We start from the raw sequence: 25,873 nt of genomic DNA on the forward strand, positions 1-25,873 counted from the left end.
GTATGCCGTGTGCGGCTGCGACGGGGGGTGCCTCAGGTACGGGCCGCGACGACGTCGTCGGTGTTGGTCGGGCGGGAGCGTTCGAGTCGGAACGCGAACAGCAGAATTCCGGCGCCGGCCAGAGCCATGGCGGCACCCACCAACGACGGCGTGCGGTAGCCGAGCCCAGCGGTGAGGACCAACCCGCCGAGCCAAGCACCCAGGGCGTTGGCCACGTTCAGCGATGCATGGTTCATGGCCGCGCCCAGCGTGACGGCGTCCCCGGCCACGTCCATGAGGCGCAGCTGGAGGTTGGTCACCAGGATCGACCCGATGGCGGTGATCAGGAACAGCACCGGCAGCGCCCACCACCCGCGGGGGATGACCAGCCAGAACAGGAGCATGGCGACGGCGGAGCCCGCCGAGCCGAGCAGCAGGGACTTGGCGATCGACCACCGGGCCAGTTCACCGGCCAGCCAGGTCCCCACCGTCATGCCCAGACCGAAGGCCAACAGGAACAGGGGGACGCTGGAGGCGGACAGCCCTCCGACGTCGGTAACCGTGGTGGCGATGTAGGAGTAGATCGCGAACAGACCGCCGAATCCCACAGCGCCCGCGGCCATGGTCAGCCAGACCTGGCTGCGGCGGAAGAAGTCCCGGGCCTCGGAGAGTCCCTTGGCGTCACGGTCGGCGGGGGTGGCCGGGACGAAGATCATGACCAGGACCACCGTCAGTACGGAGATCGCGGCCGCCAGGACGTAGGTGGACCGCCATCCGAAGGTCTGGCCCATCCAGGTGGCGGTGGGCACGCCCACGATGTTGGCCACGGACAGTCCGATCATCACGCCGGCCACCGCGCGCCCACGGTACTGCGGGGCCACCAAACCGGCTGCGACTAGGGACGCCACCCCGAAATATGCCCCGTGCGGCATACCGTCGAAGAACCGGGCCAGCGTGAAGAATGCGTAATTGGTGGCCAGGCCGCTCAGGATGTTGAAGACGGCGTACACCCCCATGAGGGACAACAGCAGCCCCTTGCGTGGCAGGCGCGCACCGAAGATCGACAGCACGGGGACGCCGACCACCACGCCCAGCGCATAAGCGGAAATCGCGTGCGCCGCCTGGGGTTCGGGCACGCCCAGGGACTCCGCGATCTGCGGGAGGACGCCCATGGTCATGAACTCGGTGGTGCCGATCGCGAATCCACCGACCGACAGGGCGATGATCGCAACGACCGCCCAGGCGGTCTGGTTTCCACCGGGGTGTGCGCCGTCGTAGGTGGTGCGGGCACTGGGCGGTGAGGGGGAGGAGGTGCGGGCCACGGAACATCCCATCACTGGTCGATCGGTCGGGTGCGTGCCCGGACGTGAACTGCAGTGGACGTCACGCCGGGCCAGCGGAAGAACACACGGGCGCGGGTGGTTGTTCCGAACATGTCCGTCCTCGTATTCCTGCACGCCCATCCCGACGACGAGTCCTCGGGAACCTCGGGCACCATGGCCAAGGCCGTTGCCGAGGGTCACCGCGTCGTTGAAATCATCGCCACCAACGGCGACCACGGCACCCCGCCACCCGCGCCGAAGAACGGTGAACCGGTGCTGGGTGTGGTTGAGCACCGGCGACTGGAGGCTGCTGCGGCCGCGCGGGAGATCGGGATCCACCGCGTCGAATGGCTCGGGTACACGGATTCCGGCATGACCGGGTGGGAGCAGAACTCCGCCAACCGCTCCTTCATGGGGGCCGACGTGGACGAGGCCGCCGCCAAGGTGGCCGCGATACTGGACCAGGAGAGCGCGGACGTACTGGTCGGATACGACTGGCACGGGAATTACGGCCACCCCGATCATGTGAAAGTACACGCCGTGGCCCACAGAGCCGCCGAGTTGGCCGCCACGCGGCCGCGCCTGCTGGAGACCAGCATGAATCGGGACGAGATGCGTCGACGTTTCGAGGCCGCGGTGGCCGCCGGTGCGGACCCGGAGACCCTCTTCGACCCCGAACACCCCGGCGACGACGGCAACGGGCTCGGTCTCCCGGAATCAGAGTTGCATTGGGCGGTTGAGTTGGACGGCGAGTTGCTGGCCGTCAAACGCCGCGCCCTGGGCTGTCACTCGTCTCAGGAGGACGTGCAGAACTTGCTGTCCTTGCCGCAGGACCAGTTCGAGGCTGCGTTCGGCACCGAGCACTACCGGGAGGCGGGACGTCCGGACGGAATGTTGCGGGAGTGGCCCTTCTGAGCTGAGCCTGACGGCCGTGTTTAACTGCCCTGACACCATATCCACCTGAACACCGAGGTGAAGGGGCAAGTTCATGAACAAAGACGTTCTGGGGCCGCTACCGGGCATTGATCCCAACGAACCGCAGGAGCGGTTGCGTGGATGGAAGATCGTGGGTCCGGGCCTGGTCGTGGCTGCGACCGGCGTCGGCGCTGCGGACCTGGTGGCCACGCTGGCTGCGGGCTCACGCTACGGGTACGCCCTGCTGTGGGCCGTGATCGTGGGAACGATCATGAAGATCGTGCTGGTCGAAGGTGCCGGGCGGTACTCGCTGTCCACCGGGCGCACCATCTTTGAGGGATGGCGCTCACTCGGTCGGTGGACCACGTGGTACTTCGGCCCCTACATCATGATCTGGGGGTTCGTGTACGGCGCGACGGCGATGTCCTCCTCCGCTCTGCCGCTCGCGGCGCTGTTCCCGTGGCTGCCCCTGTGGGTATGGGCGATCCTGTCCGGGCTGATCGGCCTGGCGCTCGTGTGGTTCGGACGGTATGCCGCGGTCGAGAAGGTCACCGCCGCGCTGGTGGGAATCATGTTCGTCGTGGTCGTGGGGCTCGCGATCCTGGCATTGCCCAACATTCCGAACATGATCACCGGGCTGGTCCCGGTCATTCCGGAAGGTGGGCTGGTCTACACACTGGCGCTGGCCGGAGGTATCGGCGGCACCATCACGCTGGCCGCCTACGGGTACTGGTTGCGGGAGAAGGGCTGGGCCACTCCGCGCTGGATGCGGGTCATGCAGCTGGACAACACCACGGCATATGTCGTCACCGGCATATTTGTTCTGGCCATGCTGGTGGTGGGCGCGGAGGTGCTCTACACGGCCGGACTGACGGTTTCGGCCAGCGACAGCGGCCTGCTCGATCTGGACGAGGTCCTGCGTGATCGGTACGGCGATTTCATCGGTGTCATGTTCCTGGTCGGCTTCTGGGCGGCGTCCTTCTCCTCCGTGGTAGGCGTTTGGTCAGGGGTGTCCCTCATGTTCGCTGACTTCTGGGGCAACATGCGCAACAAGCCCGCCGGGCACCCGGACACCCGCCCCGGCGGGAAGTACACCAAGTTCTACCTGCTCTGGTTGACGTTCCCACCCATGCTCCTGCTGCTTCTGGAGCGGCCGATCTTCTTGATCTTGCTCTACGGGGTTCTTGGCGCGCTGTTCATGCCGTTCCTCGCCATCACCCTGCTGGGGTTGCTCAACACGGACCGTGTGCCCAAGAACTGGCGCAACGGCTGGTTCACCAACCTGGTCTTGGCCGTCTGCGCGATCCTGTTCATCATCCTGGGCGTTTACCAGACCTGGGACACCATTCAGGACGTTCTGGGCGCAGGGGGCTGACCGGCCCTCTTCCGCCGCCTCCTCCCGCCGACTTCGGGGTTGTTCCGCCTATAGGGCCGAATAGGCGGAACAACCCCGAAATCGGCGCGGGAATGTAGGCCCGGACATACGAAGCGGCCCCGCACCTCCGGAAGAGGTGCGGGGCCGCTGTGATCGCGTCAAATCACGACAGCGAGATCAGGCCTGGTTGTTGTCCGTGCCCTTGATCTGCTCCTTGATGTCCGCAGCGGTGTTCTTGGCGTCGTCCTTGACGGACTTGGCGGCGTCCACCGGGGACTTGGCGTCCTTGGCGTCGTCGACCTTCACACCGGAGCCCGCGGCAACGGTGGTGTTGGGGTCAACCGGGGACGCGGTCACGCGCGGGGACGTGGAGGCCGGGGTCTTCCAGGGATCCTGGACCGGGCGGGACGCCTTGAACGCGGCAGCACCGGCGACGGCACCAGCCGCAACCAGCCCGAGGATCAGCCAGCCCTTGCCGGACTTCTGGGCCTTCTTCTGCTGCTTGGCGTAGTCCTTGGCAACCTTGGCGGCAGCCTTCTTTGCCTTGGTGACGGCCTTCTTGTCGCCGGTCAGACGGGCCACAATGGCCTCCAGCTGCTCCGGGGTGTCAGCGTTGGCGAACTTGCCGGCCAGCTGCGCGGCGGCAGCGTTGTAACGCGCGGAAGCAGCATCCCGGCCCTCGCCGTAGACCTTGGCGGCCCGCTCGGAAGCCTGGGACGCCTTGACCTTGGCCACAGCGGGGGCAGCTGCGGCTGCGGCCTTGGCAACCGCCGGGCTTGCGCCGACCTTTGCCTTGGCTGCAGCGCCCTGTGCCCGGCCGATGCCGTCCTGGACGTAGGGGCTGGCAGCGTGGACGCCGCCGGCCAGGGTTGCGGCGCCTGACTTGGCGCTCTGCTGCAGGGTCGGGGCGACGGCGCCGATCTCCTTGGCGATCCAGTCACCGGCATCGACGATGCGGTTCTCGATGGCGCTGTGCTGGGACTTGGCCTTCTTCTGGGCCTTGGACTTGAACAAGCTCATGGAAGCTCCCTCCTAGGGTGACGAGTCTCCTGTGCCAGCATACGGCCACACGTGTACTCAAGCACGATAGAAAGCCTACTTACCCCGTAATGACGGCCCGGATCAGCGCAATTTTCACTGTGCGCTGAACAGTTCGGGGCCTCGACCGTCACCAGTTCGCACGCGTAATCGTGCGTGCCATACTGAGCGTCATGACTGCTATTGCCACCGCCAAGGCGACAATCCACACTAACCACGGCGACATCGTGGTGAACCTCTTCGGCAACCACGCTCCCAAGACCGTGAAGAACTTCATCGGCCTGGCCGACGGGTCCCAGGAGTGGGTGCACCCGCAGACCGGCGAGAAGGGTGAAGGCCCCCTCTACAAGGACGTCATCTTCCACCGCATCATCAAGGACTTCATGATCCAGGGCGGTGACCCCCTGGGTCAGGGTGTTGGCGGCCCCGGCTACATGTTCGACGACGAGATCCACCCCGAGCTGTCCTTCAGCAAGCCCTACCTGCTGGCCATGGCCAACGCGGGCAAGCGCGGAGGCAAGGGAACCAACGGCTCCCAGTTCTTCATCACCACCATCGCCACCGAATGGCTCAACGGCAAGCACACCATCTTCGGTGAGGTCGCCGATGATGCCTCCCGCAAGGTGGTCGACGAGCTCAACAACGTCACCACCGGCGGCATGGACCGCCCGGTGGAGGACTGCGTGATCACCTCGATCGACATCGAGCAGCTCTGACCCACACCGACGTCGCGCATGCGCATCACGGAGGGCCCCGCCGAGCATCGGCGGGGCCCTCCGTGATTCCCGGTACCTCAGAAGGACACCCATGAACCAGTACACCTCCGGTCCTGATCCCGACGACGACGCCGCCCACCGCCCCGTCCCGTACGAAACGGCTCACGGTCGGCCCCACCACGCCGAACACACCGGGACGTCCGGCCCTGCCGAGCGTCAGGCCCCCGTCCGTCCCCGCAACCCGATGGTCGTCACCTGGACGTTGATCTGGACCAACGTGGCCGTCTACGCCCTGATGTGGATCCTGAACCTCACGGGGATCGACGCGACCTACTGGCTGGGCCTGGCACCGGCCGTGGCCTTTACGGAACCGTGGCGCATCCTGACCAGCGGGTTCGCGCATTCGATGACCAATCCCACGCATCTGCTCCTGAACATGTACACGCTGTGGATCTTCGGTCGGATGCTGGAAGGGGGACTGGGGCGTGGCCGGTTCCTGAGCGTCTACGTCGCATCACTGCTGGGTGGCGCTGCCGCCGTCGTCCTGCTGTCCCCGGAGTACTCGCTGACGGTGGGTGCCTCCGGCGCCATCTTCGGTCTGTTCGGGGCCGTACTGGCCGTGACGCTGTGGGGGCCGCGCCAGTTCCGGTCGAACCTGACCACCATCCTGGTCCTGATCGGGCTCAACGTGGTGTTCGGGTTCCTGGTCCCCGGGATTTCCTGGCAGGGACACCTGGGCGGGCTGGTGACCGGTTTGGTCGTCACGGGCATCTTCCTGGCCCGTTCCAGGCGAAACCCGCGGAGTGCCGGAGGCAGGCCTCAAGCCACCGAACAGGGGCGCTGACGGCGTCTGCGTACCCGCCGTCCACAGGCTTCATCCACACCCGTGGACAAGTTCCACACGTGTAATTCCACATGTGTGAACAACCCTGTGGGCAGTGTCCTGACGCGGATCCCGCCGTTTGACCGAGTTCATGGTTCACGATGTGCACAATGTTCTCCACACCTGTGGACAACCTTCTGCACGGGGTGGGGATCGGGCAGCCGTGCGTTTCGATCAAGTCAACAGCACGTTCGGGGCTGGGCGGACGGGCCGGGCGCTAGGTTGAGATCTAACATGCGCACACGAGCGCACGGTCCCACGGCAAAGGCGGCGATGGTGACAACCCCGGATTTCCCAGGCACTTCGAACAGCACTCCTCAGCAGGACGACGGCGGCCCCGCAGCGGGTGTCGCACCCGGCGGACCCAGCCGGGGAGGGGAGGAAGATGCGCTGACCTTTCACCACGTGACCCTGGGCCAACGCGTCCTGTTCGGCTCCGGCAAGGCGGCCGAAAACATTGCCCAGGAACTCGATCGGCTGGACGCGCGCCGCGTCATGGTCATCAGCAGCGCGCGGGACGCCCAGACCTCCGAGCGCCTGGTCCCTGACAACCGAGTCTCTGTGCGGTGGACCGACGTCGCCCAACACGTTCCCGCTGACCTCGCCGAGCGGGCGCGGGGTCGTGCACGGGAGGGCCAGGCTGACCTGTTGGTGGCCATCGGAGGCGGATCGGCCATCGGTCTGGGCAAGGCCGTGGCACTGACCTCCCGCCTCCCGCTGATCGCGGTGCCCACCACCTACGCCGGCTCCGAGGCCACGGACATGTGGGGTATCACCGAGGACCGGACCAAGACCACGGGCAATGCGCCTCAGGTCCTCCCGGTCAGCGTGGTGTACGACGCGGACCTGTCCATGACCCTTCCCGTGGACCTTGCCGTCAGTTCCGGCCTCAACGCCCTGGCACATTGAGTGGATTCGTTGTGGGCCCCGCGGGCTGATCCGATCAACCAGGCGCTGGCGTTGTAGGGAGCCCGCGCGCTGGCTCGCGCATTGCCGGGGATCACGGCTGATGCGGGCGCGCGGCACCCGCGGGAGCAGGCGCTGTACGGCTGCTACCTGGCCGCGGTGGCCTTCGCCTCCGCGGGGTCGGGGCTGCACCACAAGATCTGTCACACGCTGGGCGGCACCTTCGGCCTGCCGCACGCCCAGACCCACGCCGTCGTCCTGCCCTACGTCCTGGCGCTCAACGGCCCGGGGACCCCGGAGGTCATGGGGCGCCTGGCCACCGCGTTGGGAGCCACCGACGACAAGGACAGCGGTACGGGCGGCGGCACGGGCGACAGGAACGACGACGCCGGCCCGGCGACCGCCCTGACCCGACTGCTCGACCTGCGCGCAGCTGTCCATGCCCCGGATGCGCTCGAGCCCCTGGGCCTGGTGGCCACCGAAGTGTCCGAGGCCGTATGTCGGGTGGCCGCGGTGGTGCCGCCGTCGAACCCCGTGACGGTTGGCGAGTCCGATCTGGAACGCCTGCTCACGGATGCTCAACGGGGCGACCTGCCGCGCTCGCCGTACCGCCTGGACGGGTGACGCCCTGAGCGCAGGGCGGGCGCGGTCCCGGACAGGGCCGCCACCTCAGACCGGGGGATGACGCTCCGGGCGGTCACGGACGGAGGGCATGCGACCCCGGCATGAGGTGGTGCGGCCGGAGTCCATCCCGGCGGGCGATGTGCCGGGCAGGGGCCAACGAGCACTGTGGAGCCATGACTCATCCACAGTTGCAAGCCGTCAATCTCAGTCAGTTCTACGGGCCCACCGCAGCCCTCGATCACCTGGACCTCATCATTCATCGGGGCCAGTCCGTGGCCATCATGGGCCCGTCCGGTTCCGGGAAGACCACGTTGCTCCACGCCCTGGCAGGCATCGACGTTCCGCAGGACGGGGAGGTGTACTTCCACGGCGCCACCGGAGCAGAGGCAGTGCACGTCATGAGCGCGGAACAGCGTGCCGAACTGCGTCTCAAGCATTTCGGTTTCGTGTTCCAGGCGGGGCTCATGCTCACGGAGCTGACCGTGGTGGAGAACGTGGCCCTGCCGCTCATGCTCTCGGGCGTGGATCGCGCCAGTGCCTACCAAACAGCCTCGGCCTGGTTGAACCGACTGGGGTTGGAGGGCATGGGGGACCGGCGTCTGGGACAGCTTTCAGGCGGGCAGGCCCAACGCGTAGCCATCGCCCGTGCCCAGGTGTGCGGGCCGGAGGTGATCTTCGCGGATGAACCCACGGGCGCCCTGGACTCCGTGACCTCCGCGGAAGTCCTGCAGGCGCTGCTGGAGTCCACGGCCGAACGCGGCGCGACCCTGGTGGTGGTCACCCATGACGAGCACGTGGCGGCCCGGTGCGCGCGCACCATCCGGCTGCGCGACGGCCGCATCGTCGCCGATTCAGAAGCGGCCGATTCAGAGGCTGCTGACTTGAACGTACCCCGCGCCGGCGCGGCCCGGACGACGAGCGAGCGAGTGGCCCCGTGAAAGCCCTGACGACCGTCCACCCGGGTCGACTCCCCAAAGCCCCGCTGCCCGTTCTGACGCTGTTCGCCCGCAAGAGCGCGGCCGATCACCGGTCCTGGGCGTTGCCCGTGACGGCCTACGCACTGGTCAGCGGCCTGCTGGTCTCCGTGATCGCCGGCGTGGTCATGTACTGGCAGTTCCAGTTCACAGCTCCAGGCATGGTCTCCACCTATCGGATCCTCTCCGCGGTGGCCTTGTTCATCCTGGCGCTGCCGCTGATCAACCTGGCCTCCGCGGCAGCCAGACTCTCCACCCGCCGCAAGGACTCCAGGCTCTCCGGGCTCAGGCTGCTGGGGGCGCCCCGCCGAACCCTCTCGGCTTTGATCCTGGGGGAGGCGGTTACCCAGGCCACCCTGGGTGTTGTGATCGGAGGTGGGCTCTACGCCCTGCTGATCCCCGTCCTGGGTCTGCTGCACGTCGACGGACGTCAGATCGGCGCGGGGGCCATGGTGCTGCCCGTTCCGGTGATTCTGCTCTGCTGGGCCCTGCTGATCCTCCTGGCAGGCGTGAGCTCCGCCGTCGGCCTGCGCAGAATCTCCATCTCCCCGCTGGCTGTCCGCACTCGACGGGACGTGCCGAAGATGCACTGGCTGCGAGCGGTCGTCCCCGTGATCGCCCTGGTGGCCGTCGTGCTCCTGTGGCGGGAGTCCCTGAGCCTCCCGGAGATCGGGGTGGCCCTGGTGGGCAGTGCCGTGCTGTTCGGCGTGCCCATGATGGCGATGGCCTTCGCGGGGCCCTGGATCGTGGCCCGTTCCGGACGGCGGATGCACCGCAAAGCAAAGTCACCCGAGCACCTGGTGGCCGCGCGCATGATCCTGTCCGACCCGCGGGCCGCCTGGCGCCAGCTACAGTCCGTGGTCCTGCTGGCCTTCGTGGCCGTGACGGTGGGAGGCGGGCTCGCGGTCATGGCCCAGACTTCGGGCCAGCCGGGCGTCGAGCACCTGGTCGCGGACATGAGGACGGGTGCGGTGCTGACCGTCCTGTTCGGCTTCTTCACGGTGGCCTGCGCGGTCATGATCGACCAGACCGCCGCCGTCGCGGACCGACGGGACGTGTGGCGGAACCTGGACCTCGTGGGCATGCCCTTCGGCAGCGTCGATCGGGTCCGTCGCATGGCGGTCACCCGCCCCATGCGCGCTCTTTTGATCGTGGCGCTGGTCAGCGCCGTGGTGGTGCAGGCCCCGGTCCTGGGCGTCGGCCTGGTGTTGTCACCCACCAGCGTGGGCGCGGCTGCCGTCGTCCTTGGGCTGGGGATTCTCATGGTGCCTCTCGCGGTTCTGCTCACGCGGTCCTCCCTCACGACGGCGGTCCGTGAGCCCGTGGGTCAGGTCCTGTGACCTTGACTCCGGCCTGGCAACGCATGGCAACTCGACCAGAGCTTGATCGATGTCAAGGCCCACGATGGGTAGCGGTCGTAGCGTCCAGTCCGGCTGGCAAATGACGGCCTGTCACCAATCGTCGGGTGCGAACCCGAGGAAGAAGGATCCATGCTCTCGGAGAAGTCCAAGCCGCTGATCGAGGCCACCGCGCCGGTGATCGTCGAGCGTCTGCCGGAGATCGCGCCCAAGTTCTACCAGTCGATGTTCGAGGCGCACCCCGAACTGCTCGACGGTGTGTTCAGCCGCGCGAACCAGAAGTCCGGCGCTCAGCCGCTGACCTTGGCCGGTTCCGTGATCGCCTTCGCTCAGCACTTGCTGACCCACCCGGACTCCTACCCGGACGAACTGCTCTCCCGCGTGGCCCACAAGCACACCTCCTTGGGCATCGTGGAGCCGCAGTACCAGATCGTGCATGACCACCTGCTGGGTGCGATCGCCGCGGACCTCGGTGACGCCCTCACACCCGAGATCGGCGAAGCCTGGGACGAGGTCTACTGGCTCATGGCCGAGGCCCTGCTCAAGCTCGAGCGTGGCCTGTACGCGAGCCAGGCCAACGACGTCATCTTCGCGCCGTTCCGCTTGGCCGAGCGGACCGAGACCGGCGGCGGCACCGTGGTGTTCACCTTCGAGCCGGCCGACGACACCCCCATGACCCCCGCCATTGCCGGCCAGTACGTGAGCGTCAAGGTGCGCATGTCCGACGGCATCGAACAGCCCCGTCAGTTCACCCTGATCCCCGGCCAGGAGGGCACGCGCCGGATCGCGGTCAAGAAGGACATGGACGGTGAGGTCACGCCCGTTCTGCACGAACTCCCGGTCGGTACCGAGCTGCCCATCTCCAACCCGTACGGCGACGTGGTGCTCACGGACTCGGAGGCCCCGTTGGTCTTCCTGTCCGCCGGAATCGGTGTGACGCCCATGGTGTCCTTCCTGGACAACCTGGCCACGGAGGGTTCCACCCGGGAAGTCCGTGCCATCCGCGTGGATCCGACCGACGCGGACGCCCCACTGCTGTCCGAACAGCAGGAGGCCGTGGCCAAGCTGAGCAACGGCTCCCTGGAGCGGTGGACCACCAAGTCCCTGGAAGGCGACCACACGGGCCGCCCGGACTTCGCTGAGCTCAACGTCTCCCCGGACTCACACGTGTACCTGTGCGGGCGCCTGGGATTCATGCAGGACGCACGTTCCGCCCTGGTGGCGGCCGGCGTTCCGGGCCAGAACATCCGCTACGAGATCTTCGGCCCCGACCTGTGGATGCTGCACGACGACGCCGCACGTGTCCAGGCGGCCTGACGCCGACCGGTCCGAAGGCCTGAAACCGGAGGACCGATCATCCGTGGAGTGAACCGACTGACCGGTGAGTTGTCCCGCCCATGCACGCTCGTGGGTGGAGGAACTCACCGGTCGATCGTTTTACGGTGCGGGTCGTTCAGACCCGTGTGGTCGGCGGGCTCCATGAGCCGCGACGTGACGTAGCCGATCACGATGCCCCAGAAGGCCGCGTGAATGTTGAACAGGTCCAGTCCGGACACGGTGACGACGAACGTCACCAGGGCACCGAAGGTGAACTTGTGGGCGAACGCGGCAACGAACGCGTTCTGCAATGCCTTGATCATGGCCAGCCCGCCCAGGGCCAGGATGAAGGCCTCCGGCGTCGCGAGCATGAATCGGGTGTAGGCCGGTGCGAACAAGGCGCACACCAGGGACAACACCCCGTAGGTCAGGGCGGCCGTGTACTGCCGCTCGCGCTCGCCGGAGGTCGTGTACTGCCGCTCGCGCTCGCCGGAGGTCGTGAGCAGAGCGTTGGTGGGGCCGGTGACGCACGCGCTGACCGCACCCACCGCGGCGTTGAGCACGGAAAAGGCACCCGAGGCCACGGCGAACATGTTGATGGGCGGTTGGTGCCCCGCTGAACGCAGCACCGCGATTCCCTGCCCGTTCTGCACCACCAGCACCGTGATGGCCAGGGGAATGAGCAGTTCTAGCTGGGCCGCCACCGTGAATTCGGGGGCCGTGAACTGCGGCTGGGCCAGAACGGGGCCCGCGGCGTCGAACGTGAACTGCCCGCTGAGGACCACCACGGACACCCCCACCAGCAGCGTGGCCAGAACCGGTGGGACGGCCTTGCCGAGTCGGGGAACCGCTGAGAACAGGACGAACGTGGCCACCATGGGAAGCGCGATCAGGGGAGCCTCCGTGGAGGAACTCACGATGTCCGTCCCGAACCGCAGGAACACCGCGGCGACCATGGCCATGATGATCGGCATGGGGATGAAGGCCATGGCCTTGCGCACCACCCCGGAGGCGCCCAACGCCAGGACCAGGACGCCCGTGGTGAAGAAGGCCCCCACCACCTCTGCGAAGCTCAAGTGCTGGAGGGAGGGACCCAGGAGCACGGTCCCGGGGATGGACCACGCGAAACCCAGGGGCTGGCGATAGATCAGCGACATGACCACCGTTGCCAAACCTGCCGAGAGGAAGATCCCGAACACCCAGGAGGCGAGCTCCCCGTCGCTGAGGCCACCGGCGGCACCCACCGCCAATGTCACGGCAATCGGACCGGACGCTGAGAAGACCAGGCCGATCAGCCCGTTGATGCCGTAGACCGGCGCCCAGTCGCGCAAGACGGCCCGCGGCCCGGCAGGGCGTACCCCGGGCCGTTCCAGGATCGGTTCGCGCTGATCGGCTTGCATTCTCACCCTTCCGGAGACCGCGGCCACCCGGTGGGTGGTGCGACGACGGCCACGGTGCCGCCGCTCGGTCAGTTCACCAGACCGGGCGGACTCGGGGAAGCGAGGCGGACCCCAGTCTTCGGCCCCGGGTCGCCACCAGGCGGGTCCGGAAACACCGGGATTGATACCTGAGAACAGAAGAAACCTGCGTGAATCAGTACGATCCACGCAGGTTTCTCTGTCGCCTTTCTCTGTCGCCCTTATCCGCCGTTGGGAGGTCAGGCTCCGGGTGCCCCCATGGGCGCGCCCCCGCCACCGGCAGGCATCGAGCCGCCCGTGGGCTCCGTCCCGGTGTCCACACCGGCGGTCAGGGCCACCTTGTAGCCCTTGGACACGTTGCCGGTCACCGTGGCCAGCTGGCTCGCGCCGCCGTCGTCACCGAAGACGTTGTCGGAGTCCAAGGTGATCTGGGAGAGATTGGTTACCGACTGCTCGTAGCCCGTGGTCGCGTAGACCGTGTCGCACACGTCCTGCGGCAGGGCCACCTGGGAGGTGGAGATCGCGTTGGTCGAGTCCGTGATCGAGGCTTCGTCCGGGTAGACCTCGAAGTGGATGTGCGGCCAGCGTCCCGAGTAGGTCGCGGGGAAGATGCTGGTGAACGTGACCTTGCCCTGACCGTCGGTTATCTGCACGCCGCGCAGGTAGTTCTCCTCGGCGATGCTCTCCGAGTACATCGAGTACTCGCCGTCGCGGTTGCAGTGCCACACGTAGACCGCGGCGCCCTTCATGGGAGCGTTGCCGTTGGCCATGTCCGCGATGGTCAGCTCCAGGGTCATGGGGACACCCTCGGCCGTGCCCGTGGGGCCGTTGAAGCTCGAACGGATGTCACTGCGGACCACCCCGGACTCTTCCAGGACGTCGGCACCGTTGGAACCGTCACCGGGGTAGGGGCCGGCCGTCTCGTCCGGGATCTCGGAATCGACGTCCACCGTGGCATCCGCGGAGGCAGACTCCGTGGCAGACCCCGTGGCGGATCCGGTCGCGGTGGCGCTCGCCGAGGAGCTGCTGCCGGACGACGACGTCGGAGCGCACGCGGCCAGCCCGAAGGCGGCGGCTCCCAGGCCCATCGCCGACAGGACGCTGCGCCGGTTGACCAGGGTCTGGATGTCGAAGCCCAGGCCCTGGTCGACCACTTCCTCGTCCTGCCGAGGAAGCTCGCGGCCCTGGTAGGTGTGCTTGCCGTCGACCACCTGCATCTCGATGCCGAAGGGGTCGGTGTAGGTCTCCGGCTCCTGCTCCTCCGGGGTGGCCGGGTGCTCCGCGGCGGTCTGGATCTCCTGGGACGGGTGGGACTTTCGGAACAGCACGGGTGCGCCTCCTGCTCTGGGTCATGGTCTGAGCCGCGCGGAGTGACACCCGGCGGCCCGGTCTGAGACTCAAGGTAGGGGCGCACCCTGTGGTGGCGGGTGCGTCAACCTGTGATCAGGCTGTGCCTGTGGGGGCGCGTCAGCCGGGTGGGGGCCTCAGCCCTGCATCTGACGAACTTCCACCGCCTGGCGGCAGGCAGCCGAGGCCTGAGCACCCAGGTCCTGGGCCTCCTGTGCATCGGTGGCCTCCAGGATCCAGAAGCCGCCCAGCTGGACGGGGGCACCGCTTGCGGTCCCGTCGGTCACGGTGGTCTCTCCCGACGTGGCATCCACGAGCTTGGCGGCCGTGGCCGGCTGCTCGAGTGCGCCGATGAACACGATGCGCTGTTCGTCCTGCATCTTCTGGTTGAAGGCCATCACGGCTCCGTGGAGTTCCTCCATGCTCACGCCTTCGGGCAGGCCGGCGTCGTCGGTGTGGTTCACGGAGATGAAGAACTGGGGCATGGTGTTTCCTTTGTGCTGGCCGGTCCTTCTTCCGAACCAGACGTGGTCGGGACGGAGGATGCGATCGAGGCGCTGTGCGGCGAATCCGGACGAGAGTTTAGGACCTGGTAGCACGTGCTGACCATGCCGGATGCGGTGGTCGCCGTGCCACGATGCACCAGGTGCAGATCCGCGGGAAGCGCCCCGAACAGCGGAATGCCCGAGCCGATCAGAACCGGGACGTAATTGACCACCACCTGCGTGACCAGCCCGGCGGCCAGGAAACTCTGAACCGTCCTGCCGCCGTCGACGTACACGTGCCGCGCCCCGCGATCATCCAGCAGTGCCACCGCGTCCTCGAAGTCACGCGCCACCAGGACACCGTGCGGCTGAGCGTCACCGAGGGTCGAGCTCAGCACGATCACCTGAAGGGGGTCGTAGGGCCAGAACCCCATCTCCAGCACCTTCTGGAAGGTGAGCCGACCCATGACCATGTGATCCGCGGATGCCAGGAGGGAGTCGAAGTCCGGGACATCCGGATGCGCCCGGGCGGCGGCGTGTTCGACGGCGGGGTGGTCCTCCAACCAGGCGATGTCATGGTCCGTGCGGGCGATGAATCCGTCGACGCTCAGACCGGCGAAGACGGTGGCGTCCCAGGTGTGTGCAGGCATGCAGCCATGGTGGCCCGGGCCACCGACAACGCAAGCCGGGTCACGTTGCCGTGGTTCACCCCGAGACCATCAACTTGACCGCGATCAGCAGCATCACCAGCCCCACGCCGATGTCGATCGCCTTCCACGTGCCCGGGCGATCCAACGGCTTGGCCAGGGCTCGCGCGCCGACGCCCAAGACCGTGAACCACAGCACCGAGCCGGTGGCGGCACCCAGGGCGAACACCCACCGCAGAGCTCCCTGCTGATTCGCCAGGTTGCCCAACATGACCACGGTGTCGAGGTACACGTGCGGGTTGAGGAAGGTCAGGGCCAGGGTGGTCGCCAGAACAGTCCCCGCGGACTTGGCGGCGGTTGCGCCTCCGGCCTGGGAGAGGGACGCGTTGCCGAAGGCCGACCGGAAGGACTGGAGCGCGAACCAGATCAGATAGGCGGCCCCGCCCCATCGCAGGACCACCAACGCCCACGGGAACCGTTCCACGATGGTTCCGATCCCCAGGGTCCCGACGCCGATCAACAGGGCGTCGGCCGCGATACACACGGCGACGACGATGCCCACGTGCTCCCGCCTGATGCCTTGACGCAGCACCCAGGCGTTCTGCGCGCCGATGGCGACGATCAGCGCAAGTCCGGCGAACATTCCGGTCAGAAAGATTCCCATGGGGAAGAACGTTAGGCCGACGGCAACCGGTGGTACAGCGAAAGATTCTTCGCTAGAAAAAGAATTGCTTAAGATCATGCTGCGGGCCGTGCGGAACTCGTGCGGAACTCCACGGAGCGGCCGCACAAGGAGGCACACGATGGACATCGAACAGCTGCGCACGTTGGTCACGGTGGTGGACGAAGGAACCTTCGACCGGGCCGCGGCGCGCCTGCACGTGTCCGCCCCGGCGGTGAGCCAGCGCATCAAGGCGCTCGAGACCCAGACGGGGCACGTGCTGGTTCAGCGCGTTGTCCCGGTCCGGCTCACGGAGCCCGGGACCGAGGTGTTGCGGCTGGCGCGCCAGGTCCTCGCCCTCCACAACGACGCCATGGAACACCTGGGTCTGGGCGGTGACCCGAACGGCCCGGGAGCGGCAACGGGGCGGCGGCAATTGCCCGTGGCCGTCAATGCCGATTCCCTGGCCACGTGGTTCCGGCCGGTGCTCGCGGAGGTGGGATCCGCCGTCGTCGCTCCCGGACAGGTACCCGTCACGGTGCGGTTGAGCGTGGAGGATCAGGACCACTCACTCGCGTTGCTGCAGGCCGGGACCGTGGCGGCTGCCGTGACCACGTCCGAGCGGACGGTCACGGGGTGCCGGAGCATCGCGCTCGGGGAGATGGTCTACGAACCCTGCCTGTCCGCCACCCTCCTGGACCGGCTGACGGACCAGGCCGACGGGAGGGGAGGGGACAAGGGCAGCACGGACTCGGCGTTGGACCTGAGCGTGGTGCCCGTGGTCGTGTTCAACGACAAGGACGACCTCCAACACCATCAGCTCCGGAGGGTCCAGGCGGACGGTGCCGCCCCCGAACACCGGGTTCCGTCATCGGAGGCTTTCATCCGTGCCGTGGCCGACGGGCTGGGCTGGGGGATGGTGCCGCGCCTGCAAATGGCCCGGTCACCGTTCGCGGCCGTGACCGAGGACTTTGCGCGGGTTCCCGGTTTGGAGGACGACACCGTGACCCTCTTCCTGCAACGCTGGAAGACGCCGCTGCCCGCCCTGGACCGGCTCGAGGCCAGCGTCCGCAAGTACGCCGACATGTACCTGTGACCGGGTGCTCGGCGGGGGTGCCGGGTGGGATGATCGGGTCATGACACAGAACGCCCAGACCACGGAATCCACGGACCTCCCCGAGGGCCCCACCGTCTCCGTCGAATGGTTGGCCGCGAACCTGGACCGGGTGGTGGTCGTGGACGCCTCGGCCATGGACCACCGAGGTGCGGACACGGGGATCCCCGGCGCCCGGCGTTTCGATCTGGACGGGGAGATGTCCGCCGATTCCGCTCTCCCGCACACCATGCTCCCGGCCGGTGACTTCGCGCAGCGCCTGGGTCGGCTGGGTATCGGGCAGGACAGCGTGGTGGTCGCCTATGATCGGGCCGGCATGTTCTCCTCCGCACGGGCCTGGTGGATGCTGCGCGCCACGGGGGTCAGTACGCCCTACGTCCTGGACGGCGGCCTGCCCGCGTGGGTGGCCGCCGGGCATCCGGAGGCGCCGTTGGACCTGGACCCGGAGCCCGTTGCCGCCCCCGACGTGCGCATCACCGACGGTGCGTTCATCGACGACGCCGACGTCGCGGCCCGGTTGCAGGACACCGAGCAAGCCGTGGTGGATGTCCGTAGCGCGGAGCGCTTCGCCGGGACCGCCCCCGAACCCCGTCCGGGCCTTCGGGGTGGGCACATGCCCGGTGCCGTGAACGTGCCCTTCTCCGAACTGGCCCCCGGTGGGTTCCTGCTCGATCCGCAGCGACTGCGCGACAGGCTCGCCGGCGCGGTCGGTGACCGGCAGCGTCTGACCTTCAGCTGCGGCTCCGGGATCACGGCCTGCGTGGGTGCGCTGGCCGCCGTCGCGGCAGGACGCAAGCAGGTCTCGGTCTACGACGGTTCCTGGGCCGACTGGGGTCGGGCCGACCACGACCCCGACGAGCGCCCCGTGGTCACGGGTGCCTGAGGCCTCCGACGTCGCACAGCCACAACCGTCTCCCGAATCCGCTCGCCCGACTCGCCGTAATCTCCTGCGCGCCGCGGGTGTGACGGTGCTGGGAGCGGGTGCCGCCGCTGCTCTCACCACGCCGGTCGGCACCGGCTCCGTCGATTCCGGGCAGGTCTCGGGTCATCGCAGAGCGGGGCGGCCCGTGGACAGGGGCCGTTTGACCTGGGGTGATGATGAAGAACGTCAGACGGGGTGGCTCTTCGTCCCCGATCCCACCGAATGGTCTCGGGGAGAGATCGATCCCGCCTACCCCGTCGCCGTCGTGGTGCACGGAGGGTCCTGGCACGATGCCTCCTCGCCGAGCTACATGGCCGACATCGCCCAGGACCTTGCCCGGTACGGACTAGCCGTCTGGGCCCCGACCTATCGGGGTCTGGACGGGCCCGGAGGCTGGCCCGAGACCTTTCAGGACGTGTCGGACGCCATCGACTTCGTTCCGCAGCTTGCCGAACAGGGCCGGTTCAGACCGCAGCGGGATAACGTTCACCTCCTGGGGCACAGTGCGGGCGGGCACCTGGCGACCTGGGCCGCCGGGAGGTCCGAGCTCCCCGCGGGTGCACCGGGTGCCGATCCCGTGATCGAGGCCCGCAGCGTCACCTCCATGGCCGGCCTCTACGACCTCAGCCTGGCCGAGAACTTTGAAGGCGGCGATCTGATCAGGGACCTCCTGGGCGGGGTCACGCCGGAGGAGGACCCTGAACGCTACGACATTGCCTCCCCGATCGACCGGCTGCCCCTGGGGATCCCGGTCAACGTCCTGCACGGCACGGAGGACCAGGTCATCCCACTCGAAGCGGTCGAGGGCTACTTCCAGGCCTTGCGCGATTCCGGGAACCCCGGGGCGCGGGAGATCCTGCCCGGTGTGGGACACGACGACTGGTCCGATCTGCACGGGGACCCCTGGGCCCGGGCGCGCAAGGCCTTCCTGGACTCCGTGTTCCCCACGGGGACCGAATCCGGCGTCGGGGCCATGGGGGTTGGTTGACGTGCGGCGACGACCTTCAGATCAGGAACATGCCGGCCGATCACTGCCCGGGTTCACCCGCAGGGCCTTGTTCCGTGCCGCCTGGCTGGCCGGGTTGGCGGGAGGTGCGCTCGCGGGGTCGAGCGTGGTGCTCCCTCGGCAGGCGCACTCGATGGTCGTGGCGGGGCGGCAACGGTCGGGGACTCCCGTGGAGATCGAGAAGATCCGATGGGGCGAGGACCCTGAACGTCAGTCGGGACAGTTGTACCTCCCGGATCCCATTGTCTGGTCCGGGGGAGACCGGCGCCCCACGTATCCCGTCATGGTGTTCTTCCACGGTGGCGGCTGGACGGACACCTCCGGTCCCGAGTACTGCCAGGCCGCAGCCAGGGATTTGGCCTGCTACGGGGTCGCGGTGTGGATGCCCACGTACCGGGGCACCCCTTCTCCCGGTGGTTGGCCCATGACCTTCGACGACGCCGCCGACGGTCTGGACTTCGTGAGGGAACTGGGAGCCCACGCCGACTTCACCCCGAATCTGGAGCGGGTGCACGTCACCGGGCACAGCGCGGGCGGCCAGTTGGCCGCGTGGGTCAGTGCCCGCAACGCTTTCCCCGCGGGAACACCCGGCGCGGGGTCGGGGCCGAGTGGGGACCGCGTGCGTGTGCGCAGCGTGACCGCACTCTCCGCTGTCCTGGACCTCGACAAGGCCGTCACGGAGGACGACGACCACTGGGCGTTGGACGTCATGGGCGGCCGCCCGGACGAACACCCCGACCGCTACCGCCGCGTCTCACCCCTCCGGGGGCTGCCGTCGTCGGTCCCCGTCAACGTCCTCCACGGACGTGCCGACTCCACTGTTCCGGTCAACACCCTGCGTGACTACCTCAAGCGGCACGCGCAGACCGGCAACACGGGGCGGGTGATCCTGCTGGACGGAGCCGAACACAACGACTTCGTGGCGCTCCGCAACCGCGCGTGGGCCGTGGCCCGGGAGGTGTGTCTGTCCAGCGTGGGAACTCAGGAGGACCGGGCGCGGACCGGGGCGACCCCCTAGACTGCCTTCCCGTGGACACGGGCAGCAGCAGGGCAGCGGGCGCAGCACAGCGCGCGGTCCGCCGTGCCTTCGCGCCGTTCGGGTACTCGGGGTACCCACGGCTGGCCGTCGCCATGCTGTCGATGGTGCTCGGTCAGGGCACCTGGGCTCTCTCCACCGTCTTCCAGGTCATGCACGACGGCGGCGACCCGGTGGCGTTGTCCACGGTCACCGCGATCGGCTCGTGCGGATTGATCGTGTTCGCCCTGTTGGGCGGGGTCGCGGCTGATCGCCTGCCTCCGCACCGAGTCCTGTTGGGCGTCTCACTCACCCTGACGGTGGTGGTGAGCACGGTCTCCGTGCTCAGTGCCACGGGTGTGCTGACCACCTGGCAGTTGGCCGGTGCAGCTTTTCTGATCTTTGCCGGCGTGGGGATGTTCTACCCGTCCTACTCGGCGTCCTTGCCGCGTCTGCTTCCACCGGACAAGCTGCTGGCGGCCAACGGCGTGGAAGGCTCCGCCAGGCCGCTGTTGCAAACGGCTGCCGGCCCCGCCGTGGCCGGATTCCTGGCTGCGGCCTGGGGCCCCTGGTCCGGTTTCGCGGCGGTGGCGGTGTGCGGCGTGATCTCCGTGGTCACGTTGCTCGGTTTGGAAGTCCCCGAGTTGGAGCACCAGGACTCCGGCAGTGGGCAGGACGATGCGAACCCGGCCGGTCCCGACACCGGCTCCGTCAAGATCTCCGGTATCGGCGTGGAGGCCGTCGGCGCGCCCGTGGAACCGGCCGCTGCTCCCAGCGGCGCCTTCGGCAAGGTCCTGAGCGACCTGAAGGAAGGTGTGGGTTACACGATTCGGACCCCGTGGCTGCTCGGTACCTTGCTGTTCGCCGTGGTTGCGATCTTCTTCTTCCTGGGGCCCCTGGAGGTGCTCCTGCCGTTCGTCGTCCGGGATGCCCTCGGCGGCGGGGAGGCGGAATTCGGTCTGCTGCTGGCCGTCACGGGCACGGCCTCGGCCGTCGGAGCCATGACCACCGCGGGACTGCCCTACCCGCGCAGGTATCTCACCGTGATCGTGCTCGTGTGGGGATTCGGGACCCTGCCGCTGGCCTTCGTGGGATTCACCGAGTCCTGGGCGGTCATGGTCCTGATCCTGCTGGTCGTGGGGGCATCGGACGGCATCGGCCAGGTGCTGTGGGGCACGCTGCTTCAGCGGCGTGTTCCCGGGCGCATGCTCGGGCGGGTGTCCAGCCTGGACTTCTTCGTGTCCCTGCTGTTGCTCCCGGCGTCCATGGCCGTGGCGGGTCCGTTGTCGGTGGTGGTCCCGATCCCCGTGATCTTCGTGATCGCCGCGACGGCGCCGGCCGTTGCCGCCGTCGTCGTGTGGTGGGTGGCACGAATGGGCCGTGACGAACTCACCAATCCCCTACGCAGCTGACGGCCGACGGCGGTGGGTGCGACGACGTCGGGCGAGCGGTCCTCAGTCGTGCATGTCCTCGAGTTCCACGCCCTTGGTCTCGCGCACCGCCTTGATCACGAAGAAGATCGAGGCGAAGGCGAAGAACGCGTAGAGGCCGTAGGCCAGAACCAGCGAGATCTCCGAAATGGCGGGGAACGTGACCGTGACCAGCCAGTTGGCGATCCACTGGATGAAGCCCGCCACGGCCAGCGCGGCACCGCGAATCCGGTTGGGGAACATCTCACCCAGCAGGACCCACATCACGGGGCCCCAGGAGATGCCGAAGAAGATCACGTACAGGTTCGCCGCCACCAGGGCGATCGGTCCGGCAACGTCGCCCAGAACGGGCCCTGCGTCGGTGACCGTGGCAGTGGCGAAGACGCCAGCCATGGTGCCCAGTGTCAGGGCCATACCCACCGAACCGATGAGCAGGAGCCGCTTCCGGCCGATCTTGTCCACCAACAGGATCGCCACCAGGGTGACCACCACGTTGGTCACGGAGGTGATCGTGGAGATCGTGAAGGCATCGCTCTCCTGGAAGCCGACCGACTCCCAGAGCTGGTTGGAGTAGTAGAAGATCACGTTGATCCCGACCAGCTGCTGCAGCGCAGCCAGTCCGATGCCGATCCACATGATCGGTTTCAGACCGAGCGCCTTGCCCGCCAGGTCCGAGAGCTTCGGCTTGTGTTCGGTGTCCAGAGTGCGGTCGATGATGGACAGGCGGTGCTGCGCCGGTCCTTCGCCCTGGAGGTGGGTCATGACGGCCATGGCCTCGTCCCGGCGACCCTGCTGGACCAGCCACCGCGGAGACTCCGGGATCAGGAAGGCCCCCACCAGGTAGACCAGGGCGGGGACGGCGCAAAGGAGGAACATCCAGCGCCAGGCCGGCAGACCCGCGAGCCAGGTGGCGTCGGAGGAACCTGCCAGGGCCACGATGATGCGGTTGGCGATCTGGGAGGCGAAGATCCCGAGCACGATGCCCAGCTGCTGCAGAGAACCCAGGCGCCCGCGAATGTCCGCGGGGGCGATCTCGGCAATGTAGGCCGGGGCGATGATCGAGGCCACGCCCACGCCGACGCCGCCGACCACGCGCCAGAACACCAGCCAGTAGAAGCCACCCTGATCTGCGCCGAAGAACGGATCGATGCCGCAGAAGATTGCGGAGAACAGGAAGAGGATCGCGGCGATGCGCATCACGCGCACACGGCCGATCTTGTCCGCCAAGCGACCACCGAGAGCTGCACCTGCCGCAGCTCCCAGGAGGGCCGAGGCCACGGCACTGCCGAGTGCGGTGGCACCGACGCCGAAATACTCGCGCATGGCCGAGGTCGCGCCGTTGATCACCGCTGAGTCGTAGCCGAACAGGAATCCGCCGATTGCGGCGACGATCGTGATCCGCAGAACGGCCGCCGTGTTGGCGGTGTGCGCCGCAACGGAGGTGGGAGACGTGTACGTGGACATATCGGGCTCCTTCGCCACAAGGACGGCCGTCGCGGCTGGTGTGGCCCGGGGCACGTCCTGAAGATTCCTGTCAGGCTAGAACTCAGTGCGCTGCGTGTCCATTCGTGACCCGCTCGCGTCCGGGTGCAGCTGGGGGTTTCAGCCTGTGGCTGGTTGGTGGCCTGCGTCCTCGAAGGGGGCCGGTGGGGATCGGACCTGTGATCTGATGCTGATCTCTTGAAACTCTTGCCTCTGTGTTGAGGCGCGTCGTGATGCGTCACTAAAATCGGTGAAACACCTCATGTTGATTCGGGGACCTGTCCCACATATTGGTGACAGGTCCCGGGCGAGGCCGGATTGGGAACCGGGTTCGTGACACGGGGACGGGCCCGCCGGGCAGCGGGCCTTGCCGAACACGCCGTCAACGGCGTGACACAAGGGGGACGAGTGCACGAGGAAGGCCGCGAAGCGGACGACGACGGCAAAGCCAATGGCCGGCATCGTGATCCAGGGGCACGTGTCCTCTGGGGTCCCAAGGGTGCCGTCTCTGCGGCGGGAGTGCCGCTTTACATCACGCTTGCCGCCGGTGTGCTGGTGGCGGGAGCCATCACCACGGTCGCGCCGAGCACCACCGCCGAGACGACGACCTCGGACCTGCAGTCCACCCAGCAGGACAATGACGACGTGGGTCGAGACGCGGCTCTCAGGTCCACACCGCGTACCACCATCACAGCCCGCCCGGGCATGACCTCGAACAGTTACGGGGACCCCGGGCCGACCTTCAACAGCTTTGGTGAACCGCCCTACCTGCTGGTCGCTCCCACCGGAGCTTTGCGAACCGAAGCCGGTGTGCGACACATGGGCAAATGTATTTGGGCGACATTCACGGTTGACGGCCAACGGCTCTGGTTCCCCCCCTCCGGGAATGCGGGTGCGGGGCTCGGTGCAGATCACATCGTGCCCCCGGTGCCCTCCGTGTTCTGGCCCGCCCCGGCCTTGTCCTCGATGGCTCCTGCCCCGATCAGCGGTGTGGAGCCTGAGCCGGACACAACTTCACCGTCCGACCCGGTTACCGCTGTCTCCGCGCCCTCCACCGGCCTTCCTGCGCGCTTTCCCATGGTCCCCACAGGGGTCATTGCCGTGTCCGAGGGCCTGGTGGACGCGAGTCCGAACGTTTCACCGAACGGTGACGGCGCCGCCGGTGTGCCTAGACCCGTGGAAGAAGTCCCCTACGTTTTGGGCCGTTCGTCCGCGATGACGGGTGCGGATCTCGCGGGATCCGGAGATCCGGACCAGGACCCTGCGACCGATGCTTACAGCCTGGATGACTCCGGCGCTGACGATTCCTTGCCGGAACCGACGGAGGTCGAGGAATCGGAGACTTCCCCGCCGGCCGTCACTCCAACCGAGCCTGCTACCCCAACCGAGCCTGCTACCCCAACCGAGCCTGCTACCCCAACCGAACCTGCTACCCCAACCGAACCGGAAGCCACAGAGGAACCGGAAGTCCCACAGGAAACCGAGACACCGGTCGAATCGGAGGGGGCGGCGGAAACCAAGGCTCCGGGAGAATTCACCGAGCCGACCCCGCCCACAGAATCGACGGCCACAGTCGAACCGGTTGTATCGGACCAGCCGTCGGATCAACCCGAACCGTCGGGTCAACCCGTGCCATCGGATCAAGCTGAACCGTCAGATCCAGCCGAGTCCCCTGAGCCGTCCCAACCTGCTGAACCCGCTACCCGTGAAGAGCCTGCTACGCCAGCAGAGCCCGCTGAGCCATCCAGGACGCAGGCATCCCCGGCAACTCCCGGCCAGGACGGCGGCCCGGCAACTCTCGCAACTTCCGCCGGTTCGTCAGTGCCTGTGGTGCCCGTCGTCGATTAACTGTTTGACTGAGAAACATTCACACCCGATGCAACAGAAGCGGTCACAACCGTGTCTGACCTGAGGTGCACACTGGGTGGTTCCTAAAAATATTCCCCGTTTGTTGTTCAACCTCGACGTGGCGTTCAGAGATTCTCCCAAGTGATGCCACAATCGAAGAATGTCTTTCCCGGCGCAGTACACTTCCCCCTCGCCGGACCGAACGACATGGCGGTTGCCGCAGCTGGAGCACTGGGTGGTCGTCCCGCTGATCGTCATTCTGACGATCGGAACCCTGGGACGAGTCATCAGTTTCACGCCACCGGTCGGAGCCGCTGAGTCGCAGGTCCTCGCGGCCCTCGAACCCGTGCGTTCTTCCATCATGCTGGCGGCAGCAGGCGTCGTGCACGGAATCTTCAGTGCCCCCATGGTCTTCGCACTCATCGCCGCCCTCACCGCCTGGCTGGTCGTCATCCGCCGTTCCGCGCGGGACGCTGCGGGCTTCGCCGTCACGGCCGTGGTGGGCGCCATGGTCTGCTTCATGGTGCAGCAGATCGTCGGTCGCCCCGCTCCCGTGGTCCCCGGCGAAACCTTGACCGCCGCCGAGACCTTGGCGTCCATGCCCGCGGGTGCGGTGTGCGGGGCGATCGTGGTGACCTTGGCGTTGCTGGTCTCCGCCCGGCAGCACGCCCGCGCGGTCTTCACGTTGACCGCCGGAGGCACGGTCACGCTGGTCGTGGCGCTGGCCAGCCTGGTGGGTTCGTACGCCTACCTCCTGGACGTCGTCGCCGCCTTGCCCGTGGCCTGGGCCGGCGTGGTCCTCGGCTGCGGTGTGGCCAACCAGGCCGTTCCCGCCATGGCCTACCGCTTCGGGTGGGACCTCGACGAATCCGGGCGCAAGCTCAACTACCGCAACCCGGACCGCAGCGTGGCTTACGCGGACGCCTACGTGGCCCCCGACGTCGACACCACCGCGCGGACGCGCTCCGCCGTCGTTCCGAAGGGTACGGATCACGACGTCGCGCCCGCCGAGATGACCGACGAGTACGACGACGGACCCATCACCGAGGAGATCCCGGTGATCCGCCACAGCGCCGCCTGACCCACTGGCC

23 protein-coding genes are annotated in these 25,873 nt (G+C 67.6%); 15 read left to right on the top strand and 8 right to left on the bottom strand.

Translation table 11 applies throughout. The features are described from left to right. Nucleotides 1-32: 32 nt before the first annotated feature. Entirely contained in the window at nt 33-1,301 is a 1,269-nt protein-coding gene (locus tag EDL96_RS10265; RefSeq protein WP_233568839.1) for an MFS transporter, read from the bottom strand. A 111-nt stretch (nt 1,302-1,412) separates the two neighbouring features. Between EDL96_RS10265 and EDL96_RS10270 the strand changes: the two genes are divergently transcribed. Together EDL96_RS10270 and EDL96_RS10275 are read left to right on the top strand one after the other, a co-directional pair. Further along, complete coding sequence (locus EDL96_RS10270) at nt 1,413-2,216, top strand: PIG-L deacetylase family protein (RefSeq protein WP_123825802.1); 804 nt, start codon at nt 1,413-1,415, stop codon at nt 2,214-2,216. A gap of 73 nt (nt 2,217-2,289) precedes the next feature. Further along, nucleotides 2,290-3,591, top strand: coding sequence for an Nramp family divalent metal transporter (locus EDL96_RS10275; protein WP_123825804.1), 1,302 nt, complete (start codon nt 2,290-2,292; stop codon nt 3,589-3,591). Between the two features lie 177 nt (nt 3,592-3,768). Here EDL96_RS10275 and EDL96_RS10280 read toward each other — a convergent pair whose 3' ends face one another. Then, complete coding sequence (locus EDL96_RS10280) at nt 3,769-4,611, bottom strand: hypothetical protein (protein ID WP_123825806.1); 843 nt, start codon at nt 4,609-4,611, stop codon at nt 3,769-3,771. A gap of 191 nt (nt 4,612-4,802) precedes the next feature. On the opposite strand from EDL96_RS10280, the gene EDL96_RS10285 reads away from it, so the two are divergent. The 7 genes from EDL96_RS10285 (at nt 4,803) to EDL96_RS10310 (ending at nt 11,407) form a co-directional block, all read left to right on the top strand. Then, nucleotides 4,803-5,345, top strand: coding sequence for a peptidylprolyl isomerase (locus tag EDL96_RS10285; RefSeq protein ID WP_123825808.1), 543 nt, complete (start codon nt 4,803-4,805; stop codon nt 5,343-5,345). 91 nt (nt 5,346-5,436) lie between these two features. Then, complete coding sequence (locus tag EDL96_RS10290; RefSeq protein WP_233568840.1) at nt 5,437-6,189, top strand: rhomboid family intramembrane serine protease; 753 nt, start codon at nt 5,437-5,439, stop codon at nt 6,187-6,189. 312 nt (nt 6,190-6,501) lie between these two features. Continuing rightward, nucleotides 6,502-7,137 (top strand): iron-containing alcohol dehydrogenase, encoded by a 636-nt coding sequence (locus EDL96_RS14080; RefSeq protein ID WP_456073103.1) that lies wholly within the window; start codon nt 6,502-6,504, stop codon nt 7,135-7,137. Between the two features lie 69 nt (nt 7,138-7,206). Further along, complete coding sequence (locus EDL96_RS14085) at nt 7,207-7,758, top strand: hypothetical protein (RefSeq protein ID WP_456073105.1); 552 nt, start codon at nt 7,207-7,209, stop codon at nt 7,756-7,758. Nucleotides 7,759-7,931: 173 nt separating this feature from the next. Then, nucleotides 7,932-8,696 (top strand): ABC transporter ATP-binding protein, encoded by a 765-nt coding sequence (locus tag EDL96_RS10300; RefSeq protein WP_123825810.1) that lies wholly within the window; start codon nt 7,932-7,934, stop codon nt 8,694-8,696. After that, complete coding sequence (locus EDL96_RS10305) at nt 8,693-10,072, top strand: FtsX-like permease family protein (RefSeq protein WP_123825812.1); 1,380 nt, start codon at nt 8,693-8,695, stop codon at nt 10,070-10,072. Before EDL96_RS10300 ends, EDL96_RS10305 begins: the two co-directional genes overlap by 4 nt. Before the next feature lie 150 nt (nt 10,073-10,222). Then, on the top strand, nt 10,223-11,407 hold the full coding sequence (locus EDL96_RS10310) for a globin domain-containing protein (protein WP_123825814.1): 1,185 nt from the start codon (nt 10,223-10,225) through the stop codon (nt 11,405-11,407). A 104-nt stretch (nt 11,408-11,511) separates the two neighbouring features. Here the strand turns inward: EDL96_RS10310 and EDL96_RS10315 are convergent, their stop codons facing one another. From EDL96_RS10315 to EDL96_RS10335, 5 genes are all read right to left on the bottom strand, one after another. After that, the gene (locus EDL96_RS10315) at nt 11,512-12,807 is read right to left on the bottom strand and encodes a benzoate/H(+) symporter BenE family transporter (RefSeq protein WP_123825816.1); all 1,296 of its coding nucleotides are present in this window, start codon (nt 12,805-12,807) and stop codon (nt 11,512-11,514) included. A gap of 257 nt (nt 12,808-13,064) precedes the next feature. Then, the gene (locus EDL96_RS10320) at nt 13,065-14,042 is read right to left on the bottom strand and encodes an intradiol ring-cleavage dioxygenase (RefSeq protein ID WP_123825938.1); all 978 of its coding nucleotides are present in this window, start codon (nt 14,040-14,042) and stop codon (nt 13,065-13,067) included. 267 nt (nt 14,043-14,309) lie between these two features. Beyond that, the gene (locus EDL96_RS10325; protein ID WP_123825818.1) at nt 14,310-14,657 is read right to left on the bottom strand and encodes a YciI family protein; all 348 of its coding nucleotides are present in this window, start codon (nt 14,655-14,657) and stop codon (nt 14,310-14,312) included. Then, nucleotides 14,633-15,307: a dihydrofolate reductase family protein gene (locus tag EDL96_RS10330; RefSeq protein ID WP_123825820.1), complete on the bottom strand. Its 675-nt coding sequence runs from the start codon at nt 15,305-15,307 to the stop codon at nt 14,633-14,635. The genes EDL96_RS10325 and EDL96_RS10330 overlap by 25 nt, the downstream gene beginning before the upstream one ends. A gap of 55 nt (nt 15,308-15,362) precedes the next feature. Further along, on the bottom strand, nt 15,363-15,968 hold the full coding sequence (locus EDL96_RS10335; protein ID WP_233568841.1) for a LysE/ArgO family amino acid transporter: 606 nt from the start codon (nt 15,966-15,968) through the stop codon (nt 15,363-15,365). Nucleotides 15,969-16,107: 139 nt separating this feature from the next. On the opposite strand from EDL96_RS10335, the gene EDL96_RS10340 reads away from it, so the two are divergent. The 5 genes from EDL96_RS10340 (at nt 16,108) to EDL96_RS10360 (ending at nt 21,434) form a co-directional block, all read left to right on the top strand. Then, nucleotides 16,108-17,061 (top strand): ArgP/LysG family DNA-binding transcriptional regulator, encoded by a 954-nt coding sequence (locus EDL96_RS10340; protein WP_123825822.1) that lies wholly within the window; start codon nt 16,108-16,110, stop codon nt 17,059-17,061. Nucleotides 17,062-17,101: 40 nt separating this feature from the next. Then, entirely contained in the window at nt 17,102-17,962 is an 861-nt protein-coding gene (locus EDL96_RS10345) for a sulfurtransferase (RefSeq protein WP_123825824.1), read from the top strand. Next, nucleotides 17,955-18,989, top strand: a complete 1,035-nt coding sequence (locus EDL96_RS10350) for an alpha/beta hydrolase family protein (protein WP_158609585.1) — start codon at nt 17,955-17,957, stop codon at nt 18,987-18,989. Before EDL96_RS10345 ends, EDL96_RS10350 begins: the two co-directional genes overlap by 8 nt. 67 nt (nt 18,990-19,056) lie before the next feature. After that, on the top strand, nt 19,057-20,025 hold the full coding sequence (locus EDL96_RS10355) for an alpha/beta hydrolase family protein (protein WP_123825828.1): 969 nt from the start codon (nt 19,057-19,059) through the stop codon (nt 20,023-20,025). 11 nt (nt 20,026-20,036) lie between these two features. Further along, nucleotides 20,037-21,434: an MFS transporter gene (locus EDL96_RS10360; RefSeq protein WP_123825830.1), complete on the top strand. Its 1,398-nt coding sequence runs from the start codon at nt 20,037-20,039 to the stop codon at nt 21,432-21,434. A gap of 42 nt (nt 21,435-21,476) precedes the next feature. Here EDL96_RS10360 and EDL96_RS10365 read toward each other — a convergent pair whose 3' ends face one another. Further along, nucleotides 21,477-22,916: a sugar porter family MFS transporter gene (locus EDL96_RS10365; protein ID WP_123825832.1), complete on the bottom strand. Its 1,440-nt coding sequence runs from the start codon at nt 22,914-22,916 to the stop codon at nt 21,477-21,479. A 2,026-nt stretch (nt 22,917-24,942) separates the two neighbouring features. On the opposite strand from EDL96_RS10365, the gene EDL96_RS10370 reads away from it, so the two are divergent. Beyond that, nucleotides 24,943-25,863, top strand: coding sequence for a hypothetical protein (locus tag EDL96_RS10370; protein ID WP_123825834.1), 921 nt, complete (start codon nt 24,943-24,945; stop codon nt 25,861-25,863). The last annotated feature ends 10 nt before the right edge of the window (nt 25,864-25,873 follow it).

The sequence above is a fragment of the Kocuria soli genome (assembly GCF_003797835.1).
Taxonomy (GTDB): Bacteria; Actinomycetota; Actinomycetes; order Actinomycetales; family Micrococcaceae; genus Kocuria; species Kocuria soli.